This is a genomic window from Streptomyces sp. 2131.1, assembly GCF_900105515.1.
GTDB classification, from domain to species: Bacteria; Actinomycetota; Actinomycetes; order Streptomycetales; family Streptomycetaceae; genus Streptomyces; species Streptomyces drozdowiczii.
The window spans coordinates 4,630,570-4,653,839 of record NZ_FNSY01000001.1 but is presented as its reverse complement, the minus strand read 5'-3'; the positions used below and the strand labels follow the sequence as shown (position 1 = coordinate 4,653,839).

The 23,270-nt window shown below is 71.6% G+C and carries 20 protein-coding genes, 1 tRNA gene and 1 pseudogene; 11 read left to right on the top strand and 11 right to left on the bottom strand.

The features are described from left to right. Nucleotides 1-3: 3 nt before the first annotated feature. Nucleotides 4-783, bottom strand: a complete 780-nt coding sequence (locus tag BLW14_RS20955) for a phosphatase (RefSeq protein ID WP_093708749.1) — start codon at nucleotides 781-783, stop codon at nucleotides 4-6. Between the two features lie 53 nt (nucleotides 784-836). Continuing rightward, the gene (locus tag BLW14_RS20950; protein ID WP_093708748.1) at nucleotides 837-1,472 is read right to left on the bottom strand and encodes an SACE_7040 family transcriptional regulator; all 636 of its coding nucleotides are present in this window, start codon (nucleotides 1,470-1,472) and stop codon (nucleotides 837-839) included. 119 nt (nucleotides 1,473-1,591) lie between these two features. Here BLW14_RS20950 and BLW14_RS20945 point away from each other — a divergent pair, with 119 nt between their 5' ends. The 6 genes from BLW14_RS20945 to BLW14_RS20920 all read left to right on the top strand — a co-directional run bounded on the left by BLW14_RS20945 (nucleotide 1,592) and on the right by BLW14_RS20920 (nucleotide 9,121). Beyond that, a complete protein-coding gene (locus tag BLW14_RS20945) occupies nucleotides 1,592-3,199 on the top strand; it encodes a carboxyl transferase domain-containing protein (protein ID WP_093708747.1) in 1,608 nt (535 codons plus the stop codon). A gap of 7 nt (nucleotides 3,200-3,206) precedes the next feature. After that, nucleotides 3,207-5,297 (top strand): ATP-binding protein, encoded by a 2,091-nt coding sequence (locus tag BLW14_RS20940; protein WP_093708746.1) that lies wholly within the window; start codon nucleotides 3,207-3,209, stop codon nucleotides 5,295-5,297. Beyond that, nucleotides 5,294-6,247 (top strand): hydroxymethylglutaryl-CoA lyase, encoded by a 954-nt coding sequence (locus tag BLW14_RS20935; protein WP_093708745.1) that lies wholly within the window; start codon nucleotides 5,294-5,296, stop codon nucleotides 6,245-6,247. The genes BLW14_RS20940 and BLW14_RS20935 overlap by 4 nt, the downstream gene beginning before the upstream one ends. A gap of 23 nt (nucleotides 6,248-6,270) precedes the next feature. Beyond that, a complete protein-coding gene (locus tag BLW14_RS20930) occupies nucleotides 6,271-7,437 on the top strand; it encodes an acyl-CoA dehydrogenase family protein (protein WP_093708744.1) in 1,167 nt (388 codons plus the stop codon). 102 nt (nucleotides 7,438-7,539) lie between these two features. After that, nucleotides 7,540-7,971: a PIN domain-containing protein gene (locus BLW14_RS20925; protein ID WP_093708743.1), complete on the top strand. Its 432-nt coding sequence runs from the start codon at nucleotides 7,540-7,542 to the stop codon at nucleotides 7,969-7,971. 118 nt (nucleotides 7,972-8,089) lie between these two features. Continuing rightward, complete coding sequence (locus BLW14_RS20920; RefSeq protein ID WP_177154043.1) at nucleotides 8,090-9,121, top strand: ABC transporter substrate-binding protein; 1,032 nt, start codon at nucleotides 8,090-8,092, stop codon at nucleotides 9,119-9,121. A 51-nt stretch (nucleotides 9,122-9,172) separates the two neighbouring features. Here BLW14_RS20920 and BLW14_RS20915 read toward each other — a convergent pair whose 3' ends face one another. Beyond that, complete coding sequence (locus BLW14_RS20915) at nucleotides 9,173-10,834, bottom strand: beta-N-acetylhexosaminidase (RefSeq protein WP_093708741.1); 1,662 nt, start codon at nucleotides 10,832-10,834, stop codon at nucleotides 9,173-9,175. 322 nt (nucleotides 10,835-11,156) lie between these two features. Between BLW14_RS20915 and BLW14_RS20910 the strand changes: the two genes are divergently transcribed. After that, nucleotides 11,157-11,432, top strand: coding sequence for a hypothetical protein (locus BLW14_RS20910; protein WP_018105728.1), 276 nt, complete (start codon nucleotides 11,157-11,159; stop codon nucleotides 11,430-11,432). Nucleotides 11,433-11,489: 57 nt separating this feature from the next. Then, complete coding sequence (gene glmS, locus BLW14_RS20905) at nucleotides 11,490-13,319, top strand: glutamine--fructose-6-phosphate transaminase (isomerizing) (protein ID WP_093708740.1); 1,830 nt, start codon at nucleotides 11,490-11,492, stop codon at nucleotides 13,317-13,319. A 132-nt stretch (nucleotides 13,320-13,451) separates the two neighbouring features. On the opposite strand, the gene BLW14_RS20900 is transcribed toward glmS, so the two are convergent. After that, nucleotides 13,452-13,973, bottom strand: a complete 522-nt coding sequence (locus BLW14_RS20900) for a universal stress protein (protein WP_093708739.1) — start codon at nucleotides 13,971-13,973, stop codon at nucleotides 13,452-13,454. A 904-nt stretch (nucleotides 13,974-14,877) separates the two neighbouring features. Between BLW14_RS20900 and BLW14_RS20895 the strand changes: the two genes are divergently transcribed. From BLW14_RS20895 to BLW14_RS20885, 3 genes are all read left to right on the top strand, one after another. Next, the gene (locus BLW14_RS20895) at nucleotides 14,878-16,080 is read left to right on the top strand and encodes a GlxA family transcriptional regulator (protein WP_093708738.1); all 1,203 of its coding nucleotides are present in this window, start codon (nucleotides 14,878-14,880) and stop codon (nucleotides 16,078-16,080) included. Nucleotides 16,081-16,090: 10 nt separating this feature from the next. Further along, on the top strand, nucleotides 16,091-16,693 hold the full coding sequence (gene orn, locus BLW14_RS20890) for an oligoribonuclease (protein WP_018518050.1): 603 nt from the start codon (nucleotides 16,091-16,093) through the stop codon (nucleotides 16,691-16,693). 115 nt (nucleotides 16,694-16,808) lie between these two features. Next, a tRNA-His gene (locus BLW14_RS20885) sits at nucleotides 16,809-16,881 on the top strand. 57 nt (nucleotides 16,882-16,938) lie between these two features. Here BLW14_RS20885 and BLW14_RS20880 read toward each other — a convergent pair. From BLW14_RS20880 to BLW14_RS20845, 7 genes and pseudogenes are all read right to left on the bottom strand, one after another. Further along, nucleotides 16,939-17,285 (bottom strand): annotated as a pseudogene (locus tag BLW14_RS20880) (MBL fold metallo-hydrolase); the annotation flags it as partial. Between the two features lie 153 nt (nucleotides 17,286-17,438). Continuing rightward, complete coding sequence (locus BLW14_RS20870) at nucleotides 17,439-17,648, bottom strand: DUF397 domain-containing protein (RefSeq protein ID WP_093708737.1); 210 nt, start codon at nucleotides 17,646-17,648, stop codon at nucleotides 17,439-17,441. Further along, nucleotides 17,645-18,241: a hypothetical protein gene (locus BLW14_RS20865; protein ID WP_093708736.1), complete on the bottom strand. Its 597-nt coding sequence runs from the start codon at nucleotides 18,239-18,241 to the stop codon at nucleotides 17,645-17,647. Before BLW14_RS20865 ends, BLW14_RS20870 begins: the two co-directional genes overlap by 4 nt. A gap of 56 nt (nucleotides 18,242-18,297) precedes the next feature. Next, on the bottom strand, nucleotides 18,298-19,329 hold the full coding sequence (locus BLW14_RS20860; RefSeq protein ID WP_093708735.1) for a LacI family DNA-binding transcriptional regulator: 1,032 nt from the start codon (nucleotides 19,327-19,329) through the stop codon (nucleotides 18,298-18,300). Nucleotides 19,330-19,587: 258 nt separating this feature from the next. Continuing rightward, nucleotides 19,588-21,054, bottom strand: a complete 1,467-nt coding sequence (locus BLW14_RS20855; protein WP_093708734.1) for a GH1 family beta-glucosidase — start codon at nucleotides 21,052-21,054, stop codon at nucleotides 19,588-19,590. Nucleotides 21,055-21,178: 124 nt separating this feature from the next. Further along, on the bottom strand, nucleotides 21,179-22,099 hold the full coding sequence (locus BLW14_RS20850; protein WP_093708733.1) for a carbohydrate ABC transporter permease: 921 nt from the start codon (nucleotides 22,097-22,099) through the stop codon (nucleotides 21,179-21,181). A gap of 16 nt (nucleotides 22,100-22,115) precedes the next feature. After that, a complete protein-coding gene (locus BLW14_RS20845; RefSeq protein WP_093708732.1) occupies nucleotides 22,116-23,114 on the bottom strand; it encodes a carbohydrate ABC transporter permease in 999 nt (332 codons plus the stop codon). Nucleotides 23,115-23,270: the final 156 nt, after the last annotated feature.

The following is a 23,270-nucleotide window of genomic DNA, read 5'->3' as shown; positions in this document are numbered from 1 at the left end:
GGCTCAGAGCAGTCCCGCCGCGTCCAGCAGGTAGTCCGTCATCGGCTCGTAGAAGCGCGGATCCAGGACGTGGTCGTCGAGCGGGACGCACACCTGGAGGGTGCCCTCGGACTCGCCGAGGAACAGCGCGGGGTCGTTGCAGTCCGCGTAGCCGATGGCGTCCAGGCCGCGCTGCGCCGCGCATCCCGCCCAGCCGTGGTCGGCGACGACGAGGTCGGGCAGCGGGCGGCCCTCCCGCTCCAGGCCGTCGAGGATCGCGGCCATCGGGGCCGGGGAGTGGGTGTGCCAGAGCGTCGCGCCGCGCTCCTGGACGGCGACGTCCGCGAACTGGAAGACCATGCCCTCGTCGGCCATCAGCCCGCCGGGAATCCGTACGATCTCGCAGCCTGCCGCCCGCAGCGCCTGCGCGGTCTGCCGGTGCACGTCGAGCAGGCCGCCGGGGTGGCCGGTGGCGAAGAGGACCCGTTCGGAGCCCTCGACGGCCTCGCGCAGCCGGGCGGCGGCCCGGTCCAGGGCGTCGACGGTCAGCTCGGGGTCGATGGTGTCCTGCCCGAACCGGTGCTCCGGATCGTCGCTGACCCCGCAGCGCTCGGCCATCACGGCCAGCACGTCCTGCTCGTCGCGCCACCGGTCGCCCAGCTCCAGGCCCAGCCAGTAGTGCCGGTCCCCGTTGGCCAGGCTGCGGTAGTGGGCGAGGTTGTTGTCCCGCGGGGTGGCGACGTCCCCCGCGATGCGCGTACGGACGAGATGTTCGACGAGGGCGGCGCGGCTGGATATCGGCATGGGGCCATTGTGCCGTGGCGGGTGTCCGGCGTCCCGGCCGTTCCGGGGGTCGGTCAGCGCCCGGGGACGCCCTGCCGCTCCCCCGCCGCCGCGAAGGCGCCCCGGGCCAGCCGGTGCAGCAGGTCCGCCGTCTCCGTACGGCCCGGCTGGGCCCCGGGCCGGCCGAGGTGCGGGGTGGAGTTGAGCAGGCCGAAGACCGCGTGGACGGTGGCGCGGGCCTCGTGCTCGGGGAGGTCCGGGTAGAGGTCGCGGACGACGGCGACCCACACCTCGACGTACTGCCGCTGGAGCCGGCGCACCCGCTTGCGGTCGGTGTCCCGCAGGCGGTCCAGCTCGCGGTCGTGCAGGGTGATCAGGGGGCGGTCGTCGAGGGCGAAGTCGATGTGGCCCTCGATGAGCGCGTCCAGCAGGGCCTCGGGCGATCCGTCGCCGGAGGCGGCGTCCTCGGACACCCGGAGCTCCCCGCCGGCCAGCAGCCGTTCGCTGATGCCGACGAGGAGCTCGGCGAGCATCGCGTCCTTGCCGGGGAAGTGCCGGTAGAGACCGGGGCCGCTGATGCCGACGGCGGCGCCTATCTCGTCGACGCCGACACCGTGGAAGCCGCGCTCGGCGAAGAGGCGGGCGGCCTCCCGGAGGATCTGCTCGCGGCGGGTGGGGGCCGCGACGCGGGCGGCGGCATGGGTGCTCATGAGCAGCCATTCTAGACAGGCGGGTTAGCGCTCGTTAACCTGTAGCCACGTTAACGCTCATTAACAAGGTGGCGTGGACGCTCAGGAACACTGCACAACGGGCAAGGGGGCTCGACAGGATGCAGCAGGCACCGGTGCTGGCGAGCGCGGCCGATCCCGCCTCGGAGGCCTGGCAGGCCAACGAGGCGGCGCATCACGCGCTCGCCGACGAGCTGCGCAAGCGGCTCGCCACGGCCAGGCTCGGCGGGGGTGAGAGGGCCCGCGCCCGGCATGTGGCGCGCGGCAAACTGCTGCCCCGGGAACGGGTGGACACCCTGCTCGACCCGGGCTCGCCCTTCCTGGAGCTGGCCCCGCTGGCGGCCGAAGGGCTCTACGGGGGCGCGGCGCCGGCCGCCGGCGTGATCGCCGGGATCGGCCGGGTCAGCGGGCGCGAGTGCGTGATCGTCGCCAACGACGCGACGGTCAAGGGCGGCACGTACTACCCGATGACCGTGAAGAAGCATCTGCGGGCCCAGGAGGTGGCGCTGGAGAATCGTCTCCCCTGCCTCTACCTGGTGGACTCGGGCGGCGCCTTCCTGCCGATGCAGGACGAGGTCTTCCCCGACCGCGAGCACTTCGGGCGGATCTTCTACAACCAGGCCCGGATGTCCGGTGCGGGCGTCCCGCAGATCGCGGCGGTGCTCGGCTCGTGCACGGCAGGCGGGGCATACGTCCCGGCGATGAGCGACGAGGCCGTCATCGTCCGGAACCAGGGCACGATCTTCCTGGGCGGCCCGCCGCTGGTGAAGGCCGCCACCGGTGAGGTGGTCACGGCCGAGGAGCTGGGCGGCGGCGAGGTGCACTCCCGTACATCGGGCGTCACCGACCACCTCGCGGAGGACGACGCGCACGCGCTGCGGATCGTGCGGAACATCGTCGCGACGCTGCCGGACCGGGGCGCGCTGCCCTGGTCCGTACGGCCGGTCGAGGAGCCGAAGGTGGACCCGGCCGGGCTGTACGGCGCGGTCCCGGTCGACTCGCGCACCCCGTACGACGTGCGCGAGGTGATCGCCCGGGTCGTCGACGGCTCGCGGTTCGCCGAGTTCAAGGCGGAGTACGGCACGACGCTGATCACCGGCTTCGCGCACATCCACGGCCACCCGGTCGGGATCGTCGCCAACAACGGCATCCTGTTCTCCGAGTCCGCCCAGAAGGGCGCGCACTTCATCGAGCTGTGCGACCAGCGCGGCATCCCGCTGGTCTTCCTGCAGAACATCTCGGGCTTCATGGTCGGCCGGGATTACGAGGCCGGCGGCATCGCCAAGCACGGCGCGAAGATGGTCACCGCCGTCGCCTGCACCCGGGTGCCGAAGCTGACCGTGGTGGTCGGCGGCTCCTACGGCGCGGGCAACTACTCCATGTGCGGCCGGGCCTACAGCCCCCGGTTCCTGTGGATGTGGCCCAACGCGAAGATCTCCGTCATGGGCGGCGAGCAGGCCGCGTCCGTCCTCGCCACGGTCAAGCGCGACCAGCTGGGCGACGACTGGAGCGCCGAGGACGAGGAGTCCTTCAAGGCCCCGATCCGCGAGCAGTACGAGACCCAGGGCAACGCGTACTACGCCACCGCCCGGCTCTGGGACGACGGGGTGATCGACCCGCTGGAGACCCGGCAGGTGCTGGGGCTCGCCCTGACCGCGTGCGCCAACGCGCCCTTGGGCGACGCCGGCTTCGGCGTCTTCCGGATGTGAGGAAGAGATGACGATGTTCGACACGGTCCTCGTCGCCAACCGCGGCGAGATCGCGGTCCGGGTCATCCGGACCCTGCGCGAGCTGGGCGTGCGCTCGGTCGCCGTCTTCAGCGACGCGGACGCCGACGCGCGGCACGTACGGGAGGCCGACACGGCCGTCCGGATCGGCCCGGCGCCCGCGTCCGAGAGCTACCTGAGCGCCGACCGCCTCCTGGAGGCCGCCCGCCGCACCGGCGCGCAAGCCGTCCACCCCGGCTACGGCTTCCTCGCGGAGAACGCGGCCTTCGCCCGGGCGTGCGCCGAGGCGGGGCTCGTCTTCATCGGGCCGCCCGCCACCGCGATCTCGCTGATGGGCGACAAGATCCGGGCCAAGGAGACGGTCTCCGCGGCGGGCGTGCCGGTGGTGCCCGGCTCCTCCGGCAGCGGCCTGAGCGACGATGAGCTGGCCGAGGCGGCGGCCGGGATCGGCATGCCCGTACTGCTGAAGCCCTCGGCGGGCGGCGGCGGCAAGGGCATGCGGCTCGTCCGGGACGCGGCGCTGCTCGCGGACGAGATCGCGGCGGCCCGGCGCGAGGCCCGCGCCTCCTTCGGCGACGACACGCTCCTGGTGGAGCGGTGGATCGACCGGCCGCGCCACATCGAGATCCAGGTCCTGGCCGACGCGCACGGCAACGTGGTGCACCTGGGCGAGCGCGAGTGCTCGCTCCAGCGCCGCCACCAGAAGATCATCGAGGAGGCCCCGTCCGTCCTGCTCGACGAGGCCACCCGGGCCTCGATGGGTGAGGCGGCCGTCCAGGCGGCCCGCTCCTGCGGGTACGTCGGCGCGGGCACGGTGGAGTTCATCGTCCCGGGCAGCGACCCGTCCTCGTACTACTTCATGGAGATGAACACCCGCCTCCAGGTCGAGCACCCGGTGACCGAGCTGATCACCGGCCTGGACCTGGTGGAGTGGCAGCTGCGCGTCGCCTCCGGGGAGCCGCTGCCGTACGGGCAGGACGACATCACGCTCACCGGGCACGCCGTGGAGGCAAGGGTCTGCGCCGAGGACCCGGCGCGCGGCTTCCTCCCCTCCGGCGGCACCGTGCTCGCGCTGCACGAACCGCAGGGCGGCGGGGTGCGCACCGACTCGGGGCTCGGCGAGGGCGGCGAGGTCGGCAGCCTGTACGACCCGATGCTGTCCAAGGTCATCGCGTACGGCCCCGACCGGGCGACCGCGCTGCGCCGGCTGCGGGTGGCCCTCGCGGACACGGTGGTGCTCGGCGTCCCGACCAACGCGGGCTTCCTGCGCCGGCTGCTGGCCCACCCGGCCGTTGTGGCGGGCGAGCTGGACACCGGCCTGGTGGAGCGCGAGGTGGACGCGCTGGTCCCGGACGGCGTGCCGGAAGAGGTGTACGCGGCGGCCGCGCTGCTGCGGCAGCACACCGCGTCCGCCGCCGCCCGACCCGTCGCCGGCGCCTGGGCAGACCCGTTCTCGGCCGGCGACGGCTGGCGGCTGGGCGGCACCCCGGCCCGGACGGTGTACGACTTCCACATTCCCGGCCACGAGCCGGTCCAGGTGGGCCTGCGGCCGTGCGGCGGCGGAGACACCGATCTGACGTTCGGTCACGTCGGGGAGGGCGCGAACCCGCCGCCCCCGGAGTCGGGCACCTGCGGCCCGCTCGGACCGCTGCCCGGGACGGCGGAGAAGGCCCGGACCCTCGCGGCGGGCGAGGGCCGCATCGCACTCGAACTCGCCGGTGTCACCCACGTGTTCGCCTACGCCGTCTCCCCGGAGGGCCACTGGCTCGGCCGGGACGGCGACAGCTGGCACGTGCGGGACCACGACCCGGTCGAGGCGTCGTTGACCGGTGCCGGACGCTCCGGTGCCGACACGCTGGCCGCGCCCATGCCCGGGACGGTGACCGTGGTGAAGGTGGCCGTCGGGGACGAGGTCGCCGCCGGGCAGAGCCTGCTGGTGGTGGAGGCGATGAAGATGGAGCACGTCATCTCCGCGCCGCACGCCGGCACCGTCACCGAACTCGACGTGACCGCGGGGGCCACGGTCGCCATGGACCAGGTACTGGCCGTGGTCGTGCCCGCCGCCGGGGAGGACGCATGACGACCGCCGACCGCACCCTGCCGATGACCGTCCCGGCCGACGGCCTGCCCGCCCGGGTCCGCATCCACGAGGTCGGCGCCCGCGACGGCCTCCAGAACGAGAAGGGGGTCGTCCCGACCGAGGTGAAGGCGGAGTTCATTCGCCGCCTCGCCGTCGCCGGGCTGACCACGATCGAGGCGACGAGCTTCGTCCACCCCAAGTGGGTGCCCCAACTCGCCGACGCGGAGCAGCTGTTCCCGATGCTCGGGGACATCGCGGACGTGGGCGACGTGGCGCTGCCGGTCCTCGTGCCGAACGAACGCGGACTGGACCGGGCCCTGGCGCTCGGGGCCCGCCGGATCGCGGTGTTCGGCTCCGCGACGGAGACGTTCGCCGCGCGCAACCTCAACCGGACGGTCGACGAGTCGCTGGCCATGTTCGCGCCGGTGGTGGCCCGCGCCAAGGCCGAGTCGGTGCACGTGCGCGGCTACTTGTCGATGTGCTTCGGCGACCCCTGGGAGGGGGCCGTGCCGGTCGCGCAGGTCGTCCGCGTCGCGAAGGCGCTCATGGACCTCGGCTGCGACGAGCTGTCGCTCGGGGACACCATCGGCGTCGCGACCCCCGGCCACGTGACCGCGCTGCTGACCGGGCTGAACGAGGCGGGGGTGGCCACCGACGTGATCGGGGTGCACTTCCACGACACGTACGGGCAGGCCCTGTCCAACACCCTGGCGGCGCTCCAGCACGGCGTGTCCACGGTGGACGCGTCGGCGGGCGGCCTCGGCGGCTGCCCGTACGCGAAGAGCGCGACCGGAAATCTCGCCACCGAGGATCTCGTGTGGATGCTCGACGGCCTCGGCATCGAAACCGGGGTCGACCTCGACGAGCTCACCGCCACCAGCGTGTGGCTCGCCGGACACCTGGGCCGACCCAGCCCTTCCCGCACCGTCCGCGCACTCGCGGCGCAGTGAACGCCCACAAGGAGAACGTTTCCATGTCCCTGGACCACCGGCTGACCGCCGAGCACGAGGAACTGCGCCGTACCGTCGAGGAGTTCGCGCACGACGTCGTCGCCCCGAAGATCGGCGACTTCTACGAGCGGCACGAGTTCCCGTACGAGATCGTGCGCGAGATGGGGCGGATGGGCCTGTTCGGGCTGCCGTTCCCGGAGGAGTACGGCGGGATGGGCGGCGACTACCTCGCGCTCGGCATCGCCCTGGAGGAGCTGGCCCGGGTCGACTCGTCGGTGGCGATCACGCTGGAGGCCGGGGTCTCGCTGGGCGCGATGCCGGTCTACCGCTTCGGCACCGAGGAGCAGAAGCGGCGGTGGCTGCCGAAGCTCTGCGCGGGCGAGGCGCTGGGCGCGTTCGGCCTGACCGAGCCGGACGGCGGCTCGGACGCGGGCGGCACGCGGACGACGGCCGTGCGCGACGAGGCGACGGGCGAGTGGGTGATCAACGGCTCCAAGTGCTTCATCACCAACTCCGGTACGGACATCACGGAGTTGGTCACGGTCACGGCGGTGACCGGCCGCAAGGAGAACGGCGCCCCGCTGATCTCCTCGATCATCGTCCCCTCCGGCACCCCCGGCTTCACGGTGGCCGCCCCCTACTCCAAGGTCGGCTGGAACGCCTCGGACACCCGCGAGCTGTCCTTCGCCGACGTCCGCGTCCCGCTGGAGAACCTGCTCGGCGAGGAGGGCCGGGGCTACGCGCAGTTCCTGCGCATCCTGGACGAGGGCCGCATCGCCATCGCCGCGCTCTCCACCGGCCTGGCCCAGGGCTGCGTGGACGAATCGGTGAAGTACGCCGCCGAGCGGCACGCCTTCGGGAAGCCGATCGGCGCCAACCAGGCCATCCAGTTCAAGATCGCGGACATGGAGATGCGGGCGCACATGGCCCGCATCGGCTGGCGCGACGCGGCCTCCCGGCTGCTGGCGGACGAGCCGTTCAAGAAGGAGGCGGCCATCGCCAAGCTGTACTCCTCGACGGTGGCCGTGGACAACGCCCGCGAGGCGACCCAGATCCACGGCGGCTACGGCTTCATGAACGAGTACCCGGTGGCCCGCATGTGGCGCGACTCCAAGATCCTGGAGATCGGCGAGGGCACCAGCGAGGTCCAGCGCATGCTGATCGCGAGGGAGCTGGGCCTGCAAGCCTGAGGACCGAGGCCGGTCGGGGACCCGAGAGCTCGGCCCCCGGCCGGCACGACAGCAGCTGCGCCCAGGCGCCGAGGCCGAGTCCGTCCCGCCCGCGTCCACCACCTGCTACCGCTCGCCCTCGCCGATACGTCGGCGGTCTGGCGCCTGCTCCGCAAACAGGTCGGGGACCCATGGGCGCAACGCGTTTCCCAGGGACTCGCGTCCCTGTGCCCGCCCGTCGAGTCCGAACTCATGCCGGCGCTCCGGGCGGACCGCGACCACGAACCCTTCTTCACCGTGCTCGGCCAGACCTTCGGCTGGGTGCCGGCGCCGGAAGACCCGTGGCCGAAGATCATCGACGTCCAGCGCGAACTGGTGCGGATCGGCCACCACCGGGGCCCCTCGCCGATGGACATCCTGATCGCCCTGACAGCGCGACAGCACCACCTCACGCTGATCCATGTGGACGATGACTTCGGCTCGATCGCCAAGGTATGCCCCGACATCGCGATGACGCGGCTCCAGCCTCTCGACGGCCGGACTCAGGACGGCTGAGCCCGCCGGCCGGGCGGTGGGGGCCGGGCCCGCAGGTCGACACAGCCTGAGGTTAGGCTAACCTTCCCTCGAACGTGTCATCGGCCGGTCTCCGGCTCGTACGAAAGCGGACTCCGTCATGAGCGCAACCCGAGCGTCCCGTCCCACCCGCCGAGGCCTGCTGGCCATGGGCGGCGCCGTTGGCCTCGGCGCCGTGCTCGCGGCCTGCGGCGGCAGCGACTCGAAGGACTCCGCCGGCTCCGGCTCCAAGAGCGCCGACGCCGGGCCGTGGAAGTTCAAGGACGACCGGGGCCAGGTCGCCGAGGCCGAGTCCGTCCCGAAGAACATCGTCGCCTTCACCGGTGTCGCCGCCGCCCTCCACGACTACGGCATCGAGGTCAAGGCGGTCTTCGGGCCGACGAAGACCAAGGACGGCAAGCCCGACGTGCAGGCCGGCGACCTGGACATCAGCAAGGTCGAGATCCTGGGCAACGTCTGGGGCGAGTTCAACGTCGAGAAGTACGCGGCGCTCGGCCCGGAGCTGCTGGTCACGGCGATGTGGGAGAAGGACGCCCTCTGGTACGTGCCGGACCAGTCCAAGGACAAGATCCTGAAGCTGGCCCCGAGCGTCGCCCTGTGGGCCGCCGAGACCACGATCCCCAAGGCCATCCAGCGCCACGAGGACCTCGCGGCCTCGCTCGGCGCCGATGTGAAGTCGGCGAAGGTCACCGCCGCCAAGGCGCGCTTCGAGAAGGCCGCCGCCCGGCTGCGCGCCGCGGCGAAGTCCAAGCCGGAGATCAAGGTCATGGTCGGCTCGGCCAGCCAGGACCTGTTCTACGTCTCGCTCGCCAAGATGTCCGCCGACACCCTGTACTTCCAGGAGCTGGGCGTGAAGTTCGTCGAGCCGAAGGTGAACGCGGCGGGCTTCTTCGAGGAGCTGAGCTGGGAGAACGTCGACAAGTACGGCGCCGACATCATCATGATGGACAACCGCTCCTCGGCGCTCCAGCCCGAGGCGCTGACCTCCAAGCCGACCTGGGCGCAGCTGCCGGCGGTCAAGGGCGGCCAGGTCATCCCGCGTACGACCGAGCCGATCTACAGCTACGCCAAGTGCGCGCCGATCCTGGAGGACCTGGCGAAGGCCATCGAGAACGCCAAGAAGGTCGCCTGACGCGACCGTTCACCACCCCGGCAGCCTGAAGGCCGCCGGGGCGGTGGCGTGTCAGCTCCCGCCCGTCTCCGAGGCGGGCCAGGGGACCTGCGGCGAGCGGTAGTAGTCGATGCCCTGGGCGGTGAACCGCTCCCCGAGCGCCGCGAGCCGCACCTTGTACATGTCCCAGTCGTGCGTCGACGCCGGTGACCAGGCCAGCTCGGCGGCGCCGGGCAGCCGCGGGAACGCCATGGCGTCGATGTCGGCGCTGTCGGTCAGGGTCTCGGACCAGATCGGCGCCTCGACGCCCAGCACGGAGCTCTCCGGGGCGCCGGTGAGGTACGTTCCGGGGTCCCAGTCGTAACTGCGCCGCACCTCGACCAGTCCGGCCCACTTCAGGCCCAGTTCGGTCTGGTCGGTGTACTTCATGTCGAGGTACACCCGGTCCGCCGGTGACAGCACGAGCCGGGTGCCGTTCTTCGCCGCGTCCACCACCTGCTGCCGGTCGGCCGCGCTGGTTCTGTCGTAGCCCCAGTACTGCGCGACGGCGCCCGCGACGGGGTCGGCGCCGGTGAGCTGGTGCCAGCCCATCACGGTCTTGCCGTACTTCCCGACGACGGCCTGGGCGCGGGTCATGATCGCCACGTAGTCCTGGTGGCTGGTGGAGTGCGCCTCGTCGCCGCCGATGTGGAAGTAGCGGCCGGGCGTGAGCGCGGCCACCTCGCGGACGACGTCGTCGATGAAGTCGTACGTGACGTCCTTGCCGGCGCACAGCGAGCTGAAACCGACCTTGGTGCCGGTATAGAGCGGCGGTGCGACCCCGTCGCAGTTCAGATCGGCGTACGAGGCGAGGGCGGCGTTGGTGTGGCCCGGCATGTCGATCTCCGGGACCACCTCCAGGTAGCGGGAGCCCGCGTACCGCACGATCTCCTGGTACTGCGCCTTGGTGTAGTACCCGCCGGGCCCGCCGTCGACCTCGGTGGAGCCGCCGTACGTGGCGAGCCGCGGCCAGGAGTCGACGGCGATGCGCCAGCCCTGGTCGTCGGAGAGGTGGATGTGGAAGGTGTTGATCTTGTACTGGGCGATCTGGTCGATGTACCGCTTCACCTCGTCGACCGAGAAGAAGTGCCGTGAGACGTCGAGCATCGCGCCGCGGTAGGCGTAGCGCGGCGTGTCGGTGATGGTGCCGCCGGCGACCCGCCACGGGCCCTTCTGCCGGGTGTCGCGCTCCACCCGGGGCGGCAGCAGCTGACGCAGCGTCTGGACGCCGTGGAAGAGCCCCGCCGGCTGTTCGGCGGTGACGGTGACGGAGCCGCGCCCGGAGGTGAGGGTGTAGCCCTCGGCGCCCAGCTCGCCGGCGCTCGGGTCGAGCCGTAACCGGATGCCGTCGGCGCCGTCGTTGCGGGTGACCGGCAGGGCGTACCCGGTGGACGGGCGGAGCACGCCCGCGAGGTAGTCGCCGATCCTCCGGGCGTCGCCGGCGCCCCCGACGGCCCGGATCCTGGTGGCCGGGGTGAGGACGTACGGGGCGCCGCCGGGTCTGACCGAGGCTGGGGCGGGCACCACCCGGCCGAGCGGCCCGGGCGCCGCGGCCACCGCGGTGACCTGGGCGGCGGACGCCTCGGGGGCGGCACACGCGCTGGAGACACCGGCCGCCGCGACGAGCAGCAGCGAGCCGAGGAGTCGGGGTAGAGCACGGGGAAGAGCACTGCGCCGGACCGTGTGCGGTCTCACAAGCCGGGTCCCTTTCTACGGGGTCACTCTGCTGGGTCTCCTGACCTTTCTCCGTCACCATGCGTACCGCGCACCTCACGGATGGTCAAGATGTAGACCACGCACCGGCGTTGGTCACCCCGGCACCCTGAAGACGTTTTGCGGCTTATGCGGTAGTTCACCCCTTCGGCTCCGACCACTCGCACGCCACGCCTCTCTCGGAGCCGTTCGACGGGTCACAGAAATCGGCCAAAGCCAGAGAAAGAGGATCGCCGAGGCCACTCCCTGCCCGGAATCGGGCAGGATTGTTGCGCTCGGGCCTCTTCCGCCGCAGTATCGACGGGTGCTCGAACGCCTCTCGTCGTACGACGACCTCATTGACCACGTGGTGCGCAGCACCACGCTGCCCCGCGGCGAAGCCGCCCGGGTGATCCTCGACGTGCTGGCGTACTTCGACGAGACGACCGAGGTCTTCGTCCGCCGCCGCCACCGCGAACTGCAGGCCGGCGGCCTGGTGAACACGGAGATCTTCGAACGGATCGCGGCCGAACTGCCGCACCGGGCGGTCGCGCCGCCGGAGCTCTCGCTCCGTCAGCTGCGCCGCATCGTCTACGGCTGAGGCCTCTTCACGGCCGGGTACCCCCTACTTGTTCATCGTTGGAGGGCAGAACGCTCTATGTGCGGAATCGTCGGTTACATCGGAAAGCGTGACGTGGCCCCGCTGCTGCTCGAAGGCCTGCAGCGGCTGGAGTACCGGGGTTACGACTCCGCCGGCATCGTGATCACCGGAAAGCCCGCGGCCGGGAAGCCCGCCACGCTGAAGTCGGTCAAGGCCAAGGGCCGGGTCCGCGAGCTGGAGTCCCGGGTCCCCAAGCGCTTCGCCGGCACCACCGGCATCGCCCACACCCGCTGGGCCACCCACGGCGCCCCGAGCGACGAGAACGCCCACCCGCACCTGGACGCCGAGGGCAAGGTCGCCGTCGTCCACAACGGGATCATCGACAACGCCTCCGAGCTGCGCGCCCGGCTGACCGCCGAGGGCGTCGTCTTCCTCTCCGAGACCGACACCGAGGTGCTGGTCCACCTGATCGCCCGCTCGGACGCCGTGACGCTGGAGGAGAAGGTCCGCGAGGCCCTGCGCTCCGTCGAGGGCACCTACGGCATCGCCGTCCTGCACGCCGACTTCAACGACCGCATCGTGGTGGCCCGCAACGGCTCCCCGGTCGTCCTCGGCATCGGCGAGAAGGAGATGTTCGTCGCCTCCGACGTCGCCGCCCTGGTCGCCCACACCCGCCAGGTCGTCACCCTGGACGACGGCGAGATGGCCACCCTGAAGGCCGACGACTTCCGTACGTACACCACGGAGGGCTCGACCACGACGGCCACGCCGACCACCGTGGAGTGGGAGGCCGAGTCGTACGACATGGGCGGCCACGACACGTACATGCACAAGGAGATCTCCGAGCAGGCGGACGCCGTCGACCGGGTGCTGCGCGGCCGGATCGACGACCGGTTCTCCACGGTGCACCTGGGCGGCCTCAACCTGGACGCCCGCGAGGCGCGCGGGGTCCGCCGCATCAAGATCCTCGGCTGCGGCACCTCGTACCACGCGGGCCAGATCGGCGCGCAGCTGATCGAGGAACTGGCCCGCATCCCCGCGGACGCCGAGCCCGCCTCCGAGTTCCGCTACCGCAACCCGGTCGTGGACCCCGACACGCTGTACGTCGCGGTCTCGCAGTCCGGTGAGACGTACGACGTGCTGGCCGCCGTCCAGGAGCTGAAGCGCAAGGGCGCGCGGGTCCTCGGCGTGGTCAACGTGGTCGGCTCGGCCATCGCCCGCGAGGCCGACGGCGGCACGTACGTGCACGCGGGCCCCGAGGTGTGCGTGGTCTCCACCAAGTGCTTCACCAACACCGTGGTCGCGTTCGCGCTGCTCGCCCTGCACCTGGGCCGCATCCGGGACCTGTCGGTCGCCGACGGCAAGCGGATCATCGAGGGCCTGCGCAGGCTGCCCGCCCAGATCAGCGAGATCCTCGCCGGCGAGGACGAGATCAAGCGGCTGGCCGCCGAGTACGCGGACGCGAAGTCGATGATGTTCATCGGCCGGGTGCGCGGCTACCCCGTGGCCCGCGAGGCTTCCCTGAAGCTCAAGGAGGTCTCGTACATCCACGCCGAGGCCTACCCGGCCTCCGAGCTGAAGCACGGTCCGCTCGCCCTGATCGAGCCCGCGATGCCGACCGTGGCGATCGTGCCGGACGACGACCTGCTGGAGAAGAACCGCGCCGCGATGGAGGAGATCAAGGCCCGCAGCGGCCGCATCCTCGCCGTGGCCCACCAGGTCCAGGAGAAGGCCGACCACACCATCGTCGTACCGAAGAACGAGAACGAGCTGGACCCGATCCTCATGGGCATCCCGCTCCAGCTCTTCGCCTACCACACGGCGCTGGCCATGGGCCGGGACATCGACAAGCCGCGCAACCTGGCGAAGTCCGTCACGGTCGAGTAGGCACGGCGCCCCGTCGCACGGATGCGGCCCCCCGGTCACCAGTGGTGGCCGGGGGGCCGTTTCCGTATACGCGGGCGCTCCGCCGGGTGGCGCGAACGCACCGCCCCGGAACCACGGTCCGCAGCCGGGGCGTTACGGGATGACGACCACCGGGCGCTGGGCGCGGCGGGCCAGCCGGCCGGCCACCGAGCCGAAGATCTTGCCCACCAGGCCGTGCGTGGAGCCCACCACGATGGCGTCGGCCGAATACTCCCGGCCGACCTCCTCCAGCTCGTGGCAGATGTCCCCGCCGCGCTCCACGAGCACCCAGGGGACCTCGGAGAGGTAGTCCGCGCAGGCGAGCTCCAGGCCGAGGACCTCGGTGCGGTGGTCCGGGACGTCGACGAAGACGGGGGGCTCGCAGCCCGCCCAGACGGTGGTCGGCAGCCGGTTGGCGACGTGGACGATGATCAGACCGGAACCCGTCCTGCGGGACATGCCGATCGCATAGGCGAGGGCCCGCTCGCTGGACGTCGAGCCGTCGAAGCCGACGACGACCCCATGCCGGAAGGCGGGGTCGCACGGACGGCGCGCTTGTTCGGCCGCCAGCGGGTCCGACATGGGGTCGGCTACCTGCTTGCGGTCCGCGGGTTCGGGGATTTCGTGACCGGCCATCGGTGTCTCGGCGAAGAGAGTCCTCGTGAGGAGAGCGACGTGGGAAGGTGCGTCAGCGAGCTGTGTCGTGGTGTCCGGGAATCATCTTCCCAACCCCATACCCCCAAGGGTACGGCGCCACTCCTTCATTGCCCGCCCCGCGCACGGCGCATGCGGCGTTTTCCGGAGCATGCCCGAGAGCGGGCCCGGATGGCAATGCCGGTTGCCCGGTACACACACGTGGGAACCGCCGTCCGGACCCCTTCCGGCGCCCGGCAGGAACGCTTCGCCCGGGCCGGCGCGCGCGTCGCCCCGGCGTACCGGAACCCACCCTTCCGGGGGAGCCGGCCGTCGCTCGCCAACCCGTCCGGAACCTGCCGCACGAGCTGTGCCCGGCGCGGCCCGGTGGGCGGTATTCGGCTGCCCCCCGCCACCCGCGTCCCGCCGGGCGCGCCGGCCCGGCCGGTGCCACCGCACTCCCCTTGCCAGGGGGCGCGCAGGGGCGGACGGGCGCCCTGGGTCGTGCGCCGGTAGAACGACTGATTTCCGCACACGCGACCGTACATTTTCAGCCAACTTCAGGGGCGGGTCGGTTCCTTGTCGAAATGGCCGATCAACCCCCTTGCCACCAGGCAGGAAGAGACCGCGCGGTACGCTTCCGCCCAATGGGGACGGGCCATGAACGCCGGACGCACTTCCCTGTACGACCTGCGAGTGAAACGCTTCGTGATCGAACGCTTCCCGCCAGGTTGCCTTGTCGACAATGAGCCGGTTGGTGAACTTGTCACGACGGCACCACGGGACGCAGTAGATTCGATCTTGGGCGTCGAAGGCCGGGGACTCGTGCACGACCGAGGGGACAAGTGCAGGTGCGACAGGCCCGTAAGGACCAGGAAGACGCGAACACCGAGGGGGGCTTAGCGTCATGAGCCAGGACTCCGCCACCGCAACGGAGGCTGTACGGAAGCTGGGCGGAAGACGACGCCGTGAAGTCGTCGCCGTACTGCTCTTCAGCGGTGGCCCCATCTTCGAGAGCTCCATCCCGCTGTCGGTGTTCGGGATCGACCGCCAGGACGCGGGAGTTCCGCGCTACCGGTTGCTCGTGTGCAGCGGTGAAGAGGGGCCCCTGCGCACCACCGGCGGGCTCGAACTGACCGCGCCCTACGGGCTGGAGGCGATCAGCAGGGCCGGCACCGTCGTGGTGCCCGCCTGGCGCTCGATCACCTCGCCGCCGCCCATGGAGGCCCTGGACGCGCTGCGCCGCGCCCACGAGGAGGGCGCCCGCATCGTCGGGCTGTGCACGGGCGCCTTCGTGCTCGCCGCAGCCGGACTGCTGGACGGCCGCCCCGCCACCACGCACTGGATGTACGCGCCGACGCTGGCCAAGCGCTACCCGTCGGTGCACGTCGACCCGCGCGAGCTGTTCGTCGACGACGGGGACGTGCTGACCTCCGCCGGGACGGCGGCCGGCATCGACCTGTGCCTGCACATAGTCCGCTCGGACCACGGCACCGAGGCCGCCGGGGCACTGGCCCGCCGGCTCGTCGTGCCGCCCCGGCGCAGTGGCGGTCAGGAGCGCTACCTCGACAGGTCTTTACCTGAGGAGATCGGCTCCGACCCGCTCGCCGAGGTCGTCGCCTGGGCGCTGGAGCATCTGCACGAGCAGTTCGACGTGGAGACGCTGGCCGCGCGCGCCTACATGAGCCGGCGGACCTTCGACCGGAGGTTCCGCTCGCTCACCGGCAGCGCACCGCTCCAGTGGCTGATCACCCAGCGGGTGCTGCAGGCGCAGCGCCTCCTGGAGACGTCGGACTACTCGGTCGACGAGGTCGCGGGCCGCTGCGGCTTCCGTTCGCCGGTCGCGCTGCGCGGGCACTTCCGCCGCCAGCTCGGTTCCTCCCCCGCCGCGTACCGGGCCGCCTACCGGTCCCGCCGTCCGCAGGGCGGGGTGCCGGAGCCGGTCATGGTGACGGAGGTGGCGGTGCCCAGCCAGGGCACCCCCCAGAGCCGCCGTACCGCCGTCCCCGGTCCGTCCGGCGCCGCACCCGCGACGCCGGAGGCGAAGGCGGGCACGGACGTGTTCGCCGCGGGGCGCCCGGCCCTGCCGGGGCAGCGCAGCGCCCCGTAGGGTGGGGCGCATGAACGACCGCATGGTGTGGATCGACTGCGAGATGACCGGGCTCTCGTTGACGGAAGACGCACTCATCGAGGTGGCCGCGCTGGTCACCGACTCGGAGTTGAACGTGCTCGGCGAAGGGGTGGACATCGTGATCCGCCCGCCGGACGCGGCGCTGGAGACCATGCCCGAGGTGGTGCGGCAGATGCACACCGCCTCGGGCCTCCTCGACGAGCTGGCCGGCGGCACGACGCTGGCCGACGCCGAGGAGCAGGTCCTCGCCTACGTCCGGGAGCACGTGAAGGAGCCCGGCAAGGCGCCGCTGTGCGGCAACTCGGTGGGCACCGACCGGGGCTTCCTCTCCCGCGACATGCCGCTCCTGGAGGGCTACCTCCACTACCGGATCGTGGACGTCTCCTCGGTCAAGGAGCTGGCCCGCCGCTGGTACCCGAGGGCGTACTTCAACAGCCCGGAGAAGAACGGCAACCACCGGGCCCTCGCCGACATCCGCGACTCCATCACGGAGCTGCGGTACTACCGGGAGGCGGTCTTCGTCCCGCAGCCCGGCCCGGACTCGGAGCAGGCGAAGGCGGCCGCCGCGCGGGTGTCGCAGCCCCGGGGCTGAAGCCGCTGGTCACGGCCCTTCCAGGGGCCGTGACCCACCGCCGGGGAATGAGGGCGCGAGCACCCTCCCGGACCCTGTACACTTTTTCTCGGCCGGTCGGAAACGACCGGACGCGGTGGGTATAGCTCAGATGGTAGAGCACCTGGTTGTGGTCCAGGATGTCGCGGGTTCGAGTCCCGTTACTCACCCTGAAGGATCAGCCCCCGACCTGTCTCGCAGGTCGGGGGCTGATCCCTTTTTCGACTCTACGCAAGGCCGTCGGCGGACTCCAGGGGCCGCCAGGCCGGTCCGGCGCCGTCCCGTACGACCCGGCCGAAGACGGCGGGTCCGCGAAGTGGATGCCGAAGGCGAGCGTGCCGGGTTCCGCCAGCTCGGCGACGAGGCGGCGGCGGTGCTCCGCGGACCCGACCGGGTCGTGGTCGTAGACACAGGACCACTCGGGCCGGTCCACCTGGACCGGTGAGTGCAGGGAGTCCCCGAAGGCGACCAGCCGCTGCCCGCCGCCGGTGATGACGGACTCCGTGTGGCCCGCGGTGTGTCCGGCGGCGACCCGGACCCGGACGCCGGGGAAGATCTCCTCGCCGTCGGCGACCGGACTGGTCGAACGCCGCCTCCACCCCACCGACCGGCGCGCCCGGCACCTCGTACTCACCGCGGAGGGCACCGGCGTACGCGCACGGCTCCTGGAACTCCTCGCGGAGGGCTCACCCCTGGCCGGGCTCGGCCCGGAGGGGCAGCGGGCCCTTCAGGAACTGCTGGAGAAGACGGTCGGCCGGCCGACGGAGCCGACGAACCTCGACCACGCGGCCGGGTCGAAGGCGAGCGCCGGGAGGGACGGGGCCTTCGAGTCGCGCAGGCGCACCGCCGGGGCGGCGGGGCCGGGGGGCAGCGCCACCTCGACGCAGTCGGGTCCCGCCGAGTCGCAGTAGCTGGACCTGGTCCAGTGCGGGGTCATACCTCGCTCCTCCTCATGTCGCCGCCGTAGCCGTCGGGCCTCTGAACCGGGAGCGCCGACACTCCGAGGTCCCGCCGCATGGTCTGCCGTACCTCGTACAGGCCCTCCGAGGCGCGTTCCAGTCTCTCCCTGATGTCGTCCAGGGACTCGTCCGCCGTGTCCCCCCGCTCGTGCCGGCCGAGCAGAGCGTGGATGCGGTGCAGCTGGTGCACGACGCCGCCGGCGGCGGCCAGCACGTCGTCGCTGATCACCATCTGTGCCTCGGCGTACACGTCGCGCAGGACGCAGCGGGGCTCCTCCCGCTCCCGGGCCCGGTCGGGGGCCGCCTCCCCGGCGGCGAGGGCGAAGTAGTCCTGCGACAGCACTGAGTGGAACTGCCGCAGGCGCTGGTTGAACACCGCGTAGGAGGCCCGCCGTGCGGCGAGGGCCTCGCGGCGTTCGGCAGCCAGTTGCTCGTCCCGTCGCTGCCGCTCCGCGCGGTCGAGCTCCTCCGTCTTGGCCTTCAGGGCGCCGCGGTGCGCCAGCACACCGGACGCGAGGGTGCCGGCCACCCCCACGACGGCGACGGCCAGAGCGGTCAGGGAAGGGTCCACGGCTCAGAAACTACGCGAAGTGCGTTGCGGGGGAACCGGGTTGCCGCGAACCTGCCTCACGAGGAGTCGCGGACCACCAGTTCGGTGGGGAGCACGATCTGGGCCCGGTCCGCGCTCTCGCCGGAGATCATGTCGAGCAGGACCCGGGTCATCGTGCGGCCCATCTCCTCGATCGGCTGGCGCACGCTGGTGAGGGCCGGGTCCATGTGGCGGGCCACGGCCGAGTCGTCGAAGCCGATGAGGGCGACGTCGTCCGGGATGCGGCGGCCGGCCTCGCGCAGGACCTGGCGGGCGCCGGCGGCCATCACGTCGGACGCGGCGAAGACGGCGTCCACGTCGGGGCGGCGGGCGAGCAGGTCGCGCATGGCCCGGGCGCCGCCCTCCTCGGAGAAGTCGGCGGGGGCGATCAGCCGCTCGTCGGGCTCAAGGCCCGCGTCCTGGACTGCCTGACGGTATCCGTCGAGGCGGCTCTGGGAGGCGTAGACGTCGAGCCGGCCGGTGATCGTGGCGATGGAGCGGCGGCCACGCGATGCGAGGTGCTCCACAGCGCTGCGGGCGCCCTCGAAGTTGTCCGAGTCGACGGAGGAGAGGGACTCGTCGGCGGATCTGCGGCCGTTCATCACGGCGGGCATACCGAGCTGTTCGAGCAGGTCGGGCAGCGGGTCGTCGGCGTGCACGGAGACCAGCAGCACCCCGTCCACGCGGTGCGCTGTGAGGTACTGCGCGAGTCGGCGGCGCTCGCGGTCGCTGCCGACGAGGGTGAGCAGCAGCTGCATCTCCGTGTCGGCGAGGGCGGCGCCGACCCCGCGCACGATGTCGGAGAAGTAGGGCTCCGCGAAGAAGCGGCTCTCCGACTCGGGCACGACGAGCGCGATGGCGTCGGTACGGTTGCCGGCCAGGGCGCGGGCCGCGCGGTTGGGCACGTAACCCAGCTCTGCGACGGCGGCCTCGACCGCTTCCCTGGTGTGGGCGCTGACCCGGGGCGATCCGTTGATCACCCGCGAGGCCGTGCCCCGCCCGACCCCCGCCCGCGCCGCGACCTCTTCGAGCGTGGGCCGGCCCCCGCTCCGTACTCGCGCTGCCGTCATGGCTGCCTCCCGTTCGCGGTCAATTTCTCACAGTCGGATAACCAAACCAAGTCCTGGCGTTGGTTCCCTTGACACTCTGTGGGACCGGTCGGCCGCTCCCCCGCTCCACCGTATGGGAGCGCTCCCACTCTACGCGCGTGGTCAAGCGGCACGCACAGGCCGGGGCGTCGGAGCCGGGGAACGGCTGAGACCCGGCAACGGGTGCCGGGTCTCAGCGGGCCGGTACGGGTCAGGACGTACCGGAGAGGAAGGGAGATGTCAGGCGAGGTCGCCCTGCGGCGGCAGCGCGTGACGGCGGATCACGTCGGCGTACCAGTGGGCACTGGCCTTCGGGATGCGGCGCTGCGACGCGTAGTCCACGTACACCGCGCCGAAGCGCTTCGAATAGCCGTACGCCCACTCGAAGTTGTCCATCAGCGACCAGAGGAAGTAGCCGCGCACGTCCGCGCCGTCGGCCACCGCGCGCTGTACGGCGTCGAGGTGGCCGTGCAGGTACGCGATGCGCTCGGGGTCCTGCACCCGGCCCTCGGGCGAGACGTAGTCGTCGAAGGCGGCGCCGTTCTCGGTGACCATCAGCGGAATGCCGGGGTGGTCGCGGGTGACGTCCATGAGCAGGTTGTAGAGACCGTTGGGGTCGATCGACCAGTTCATGGCGGTGGTCGGCTTGCCGTCGGCGAGGTGGAAGGCGACGTGCTCGGAGCCGGGCCAGGGCGAGTAGTCGCTCGCGCCGTGGCCGTCGTTGCGGGTGTCGCCGGCGCCCTCGGCGGGCGTGGAGACCAGGGTCGGCGTGTAGTAGTTGATGCCGAGGACGTCGACCGGGCGGGAGATCGCCTCCAGGTCGCCGTCCCGCACCAGCTTCGACCAGTCCACCAGGTGCGCGGTGTCCGTGAGCAGGTCCTCCGGGTAGGCGCCGTGCAGCATCGGGCCGGTGAAGACCCGGTTGCCGACCGCGTCGATGCGACGGGCGGCGTCCGCGTCCTCGGGGCTCGGCGTCAGCGGGCGGACCTGGTGGAGGTTGAGGGTGACCGAGGTCTGCGCGGTAGCGGGGAGTTGACCGCGCAGAACCTCGATCGCCCGGCCATGGGCGAGGTTGAGGTGGTGGGCCGCCCGCAGGGCGGAGGCGGGCTCGGTGCGGCCGGGGGCGTGCACCCCGGAGCCGTAGCCGAGGAAGGCCGAGCACCACGGCTCGTTGAAGGTGGTCCACGTACCGACGCGGTCACCGAGGGCGCCGGCCATGATCGCGGTGTAGTCCGCGAACCGCTCGGTGGTGGCGCGCTCCGGCCAGCCGCCCGCATCCTCCAGCTCCTGGGGCAGGTCCCAGTGGTAGAGGGTGGCGACGGGCGTGATGCCCGCCTCGAGCAGCTCGTCGACGAGCTTGCGGTAGAAGTCGAGGCCACGCTCGACGGCGGGGCCGCGACCCGTGGGCTGCACTCGGGACCAGGAGATGGAGAAGCGGTACGCCTGCAGCCCCAGCCGCTTCATCAGGGCCACGTCGTCGCGGTAGCGGTGGTAGTGGTCGGCGGCGATGTCGCCGGTGTCGCCGTTGCGGACCTTGCCGGGGGTGCGGCTGAAGGTGTCCCAGATGGAGGGCGTGCGCCCGTCCTCGGCGGCGGCACCCTCGACCTGGTAGGCGGCGGTGGCCGCTCCCCAGAGGAAGCCCGTCGGGAAGGTGGTGGCGGCCTCGGGCACCGGCTTCGGGGCGATGTCAGGTCGTACGGCAGTCATGCGGGAGCGCTCCCAGGGGTGTGACGGACAGGGGCGGTGACGGGGTGGGGCTGCGGAGCCCGTACGGTCCGCGGGGCGGGCGGGGACCGTACGGGTCCGGTACGGAAAGGCGGCAGGCGGGGCGTCAGCCCTTGACGGCGCCGGACATGATCCCGCCGACGATCTGCTTGCCGAAGACCACGAACACCGCGAGCAGCGGCAGGGTGCTGATCAGCGCGCCGGCCATCACGATGCTGGTGTCGGGGGTGTACGAGGCGCTGAGCTGGCCGAGGGCCACCTGAAGGGTGGGGTTCTGCTGGTTCAGGGCGAGGTAGGGCCAGAAGAAGTCGTTCCACGCCTGGACGAAGGTGAGCATGCCGAGCACCATCATCGCGGGGCGGGCCACCGGCAGCACCACGCTCAGCACGATGCGGAAGTTGTTCGCGCCGTCGATCTTGGCGGCCTCGATCAGCTCGTACGGCAGCGCCTCGCTCAGGTACTGGCGCATGAAGAACACGCCGAAGGCGCTGACCAGGGTCGGGAAGATCACCGACTCCAGGTTCCCGCCCCAGCCGAGGTCGGCCATCATCATGAACAGCGGGACGACGCTGAGCTGCGGCGGGATGGTCAGGGTCAGGATGACCCCGGTCATCAGGACGTTGCGTCCGCGGAAGCGCATCTTGGCGAAGGCGTAGCCGGCCAGCGTGCAGAAGAAGAGCGTCGCCGCCGTGATGCAGCCGGCCACGATGACGCTGTTGACGATCGCCTTGCCCAGGTGTGCCTGGGTCCAGGCGGCGTCGAGGTTGTGGAAGAGGCGGTCCCCGGGCAGGAACGGCGGGGTGCTGGCCAGCACCTCGTCCTGGGTGTGGGACGCGGCCACGAGGGTCCAGTACAGCGGCAGCAGCGAACCGATGCCGACGACGGCCAGCGCGATGTAGGCGAACGGGCCGCCCTTCAGCTGCTGCCCGGCACCGGGCTTGAAGCGGCTGGCACGCTTCGGCGCGCGGTGGGCGGAACGCGCCGGGAGAACGGGCTCCGGAACTTTGGTGGGGCTGGTCATGGTCATTGGAATTCGCTCCCGGTCAGACCGCGGATTTGCGTACGAAGCGGCCGATGAGCCAGTTGACCGCGGCGATGATCAGCAGGAGGGCGAGCATCGCCCAGGCCACTGCGGCGGCCGGACCGAGATGCCCGAGGTTCCAGCCGTAGTTGTAGAGGTAGACGCTGAGGGTCTCGTACTGATTCTCGTTGCCGCCGGTCGCGCCGAGAGTGCCGCCCTCCAGCAGCAGGGGCTCACCGAACAGCTGCATGGAGCCGATGGTCGAGATGACGATCGTGAAGAGGATCGTGGGCCGCAGCGAGGGGATGGTCACCTTGCGGAACTGCTGCCAGCGCGAGGCGCCGTCCAGCGAGGCCGCCTCGTACAGGTCGGACGGCACCGCCTGCATCGCGGCCAGGTAGATCAGGGTGTTGTAGCCGGTCCAGCGCCAGATCACGATGACCGAGATGGCGATCTTGGACGTCCAGTGGCCGTTGGCCCAGTTGGTGTCGCCGAGGCCGACGAAGTGCAGCGCCCAGTTCAGCAGGCCGCCGTCGGCCCGGAAGACCAGGGCGAAGACGAGGGCCGCGGAGGCCACCGAGGTGGCGTACGGGGTGAGGATCACCGTGCGCCAGAAGGTGCTGGCGCGCAGCTTGTAGTTGAGCAGATGGGCCAGGCCGAGCGCGACGAGCAGCTGCGGGACCGTCGACATGACACCGATGAGGAAGGTGTTGCTGACGGCCGTCCAGAACTCGGAGTCGTGGAGGATCTTGTCGAAGTTCTCCCAGCCGACCCATTCCATCTGGTTCATGCCGGTCATCTCGACCCGGTGCAGGGCGATCCAGCCGGTGTAGATCAGCGGGTAGAGCCCGAACGCGCCGAAGACGAGGAAGAACGGGGCTATGTAGGCGAACGGCGACGCCTTGTCGTCGAACCGCCAGAGCCGGCTCCGCCACATCTGCCGGCGGGTGTCCGCCGGTTTGTGCTGGGAGCCGCGGGGTGGCGGCGCGTATGCGTCCCGGGTGGGAGTCGAGGTGGCCACGAGCGGGAGTCCTTCCCTGGATTGCTTGAGTTACCCGGGTACGGGGCGGGGGCCGACCGGGCCGTCGCGTCGCACCCCTCAGGAACACGCAGGTGCGGGCGGCCCGCGGAGGGCCGCCCGCGCCGGGCGCGTCCGGCGGATCAGGCCGGACGCGCC

Bases quoted from the DNA above. Each gene is read 5' to 3' on its own strand.
- BLW14_RS20920 (WP_177154043.1), top strand. From the start codon at position 8,090: ATGAGCGCAACCCGAGCGTCCCGTCCCACCCGCCGAGGCCTGCTGGCC.
- BLW14_RS20945 (WP_093708747.1), top strand. From the start codon at position 1,592: ATGCAGCAGGCACCGGTGCTGGCGAGCGCGGCCGATCCCGCCTCGGAG.
- BLW14_RS20955 (WP_093708749.1), bottom strand. From the start codon at position 783: ATGCCGATATCCAGCCGCGCCGCCCTCGTCGAACATCTCGTCCGTACG.
- BLW14_RS20935 (WP_093708745.1), top strand. From the start codon at position 5,294: ATGACGACCGCCGACCGCACCCTGCCGATGACCGTCCCGGCCGACGGC.
- BLW14_RS20855 (WP_093708734.1), bottom strand. From the start codon at position 21,054: ATGACTGCCGTACGACCTGACATCGCCCCGAAGCCGGTGCCCGAGGCC.
- BLW14_RS20870 (WP_093708737.1), bottom strand. From the start codon at position 17,648: ATGACCCCGCACTGGACCAGGTCCAGCTACTGCGACTCGGCGGGACCC.
- glmS (WP_093708740.1), top strand. From the start codon at position 11,490: ATGTGCGGAATCGTCGGTTACATCGGAAAGCGTGACGTGGCCCCGCTG.
- BLW14_RS20940 (WP_093708746.1), top strand. From the start codon at position 3,207: ATGACGATGTTCGACACGGTCCTCGTCGCCAACCGCGGCGAGATCGCG.
- BLW14_RS20860 (WP_093708735.1), bottom strand. From the start codon at position 19,329: ATGACGGCAGCGCGAGTACGGAGCGGGGGCCGGCCCACGCTCGAAGAG.
- BLW14_RS20950 (WP_093708748.1), bottom strand. From the start codon at position 1,472: ATGAGCACCCATGCCGCCGCCCGCGTCGCGGCCCCCACCCGCCGCGAG.
- BLW14_RS20900 (WP_093708739.1), bottom strand. From the start codon at position 13,973: ATGGCCGGTCACGAAATCCCCGAACCCGCGGACCGCAAGCAGGTAGCC.
- BLW14_RS20930 (WP_093708744.1), top strand. From the start codon at position 6,271: ATGTCCCTGGACCACCGGCTGACCGCCGAGCACGAGGAACTGCGCCGT.
- BLW14_RS20850 (WP_093708733.1), bottom strand. From the start codon at position 22,099: ATGACCATGACCAGCCCCACCAAAGTTCCGGAGCCCGTTCTCCCGGCG.
- BLW14_RS20895 (WP_093708738.1), top strand. From the start codon at position 14,878: ATGAGCCAGGACTCCGCCACCGCAACGGAGGCTGTACGGAAGCTGGGC.
- orn (WP_018518050.1), top strand. From the start codon at position 16,091: ATGAACGACCGCATGGTGTGGATCGACTGCGAGATGACCGGGCTCTCG.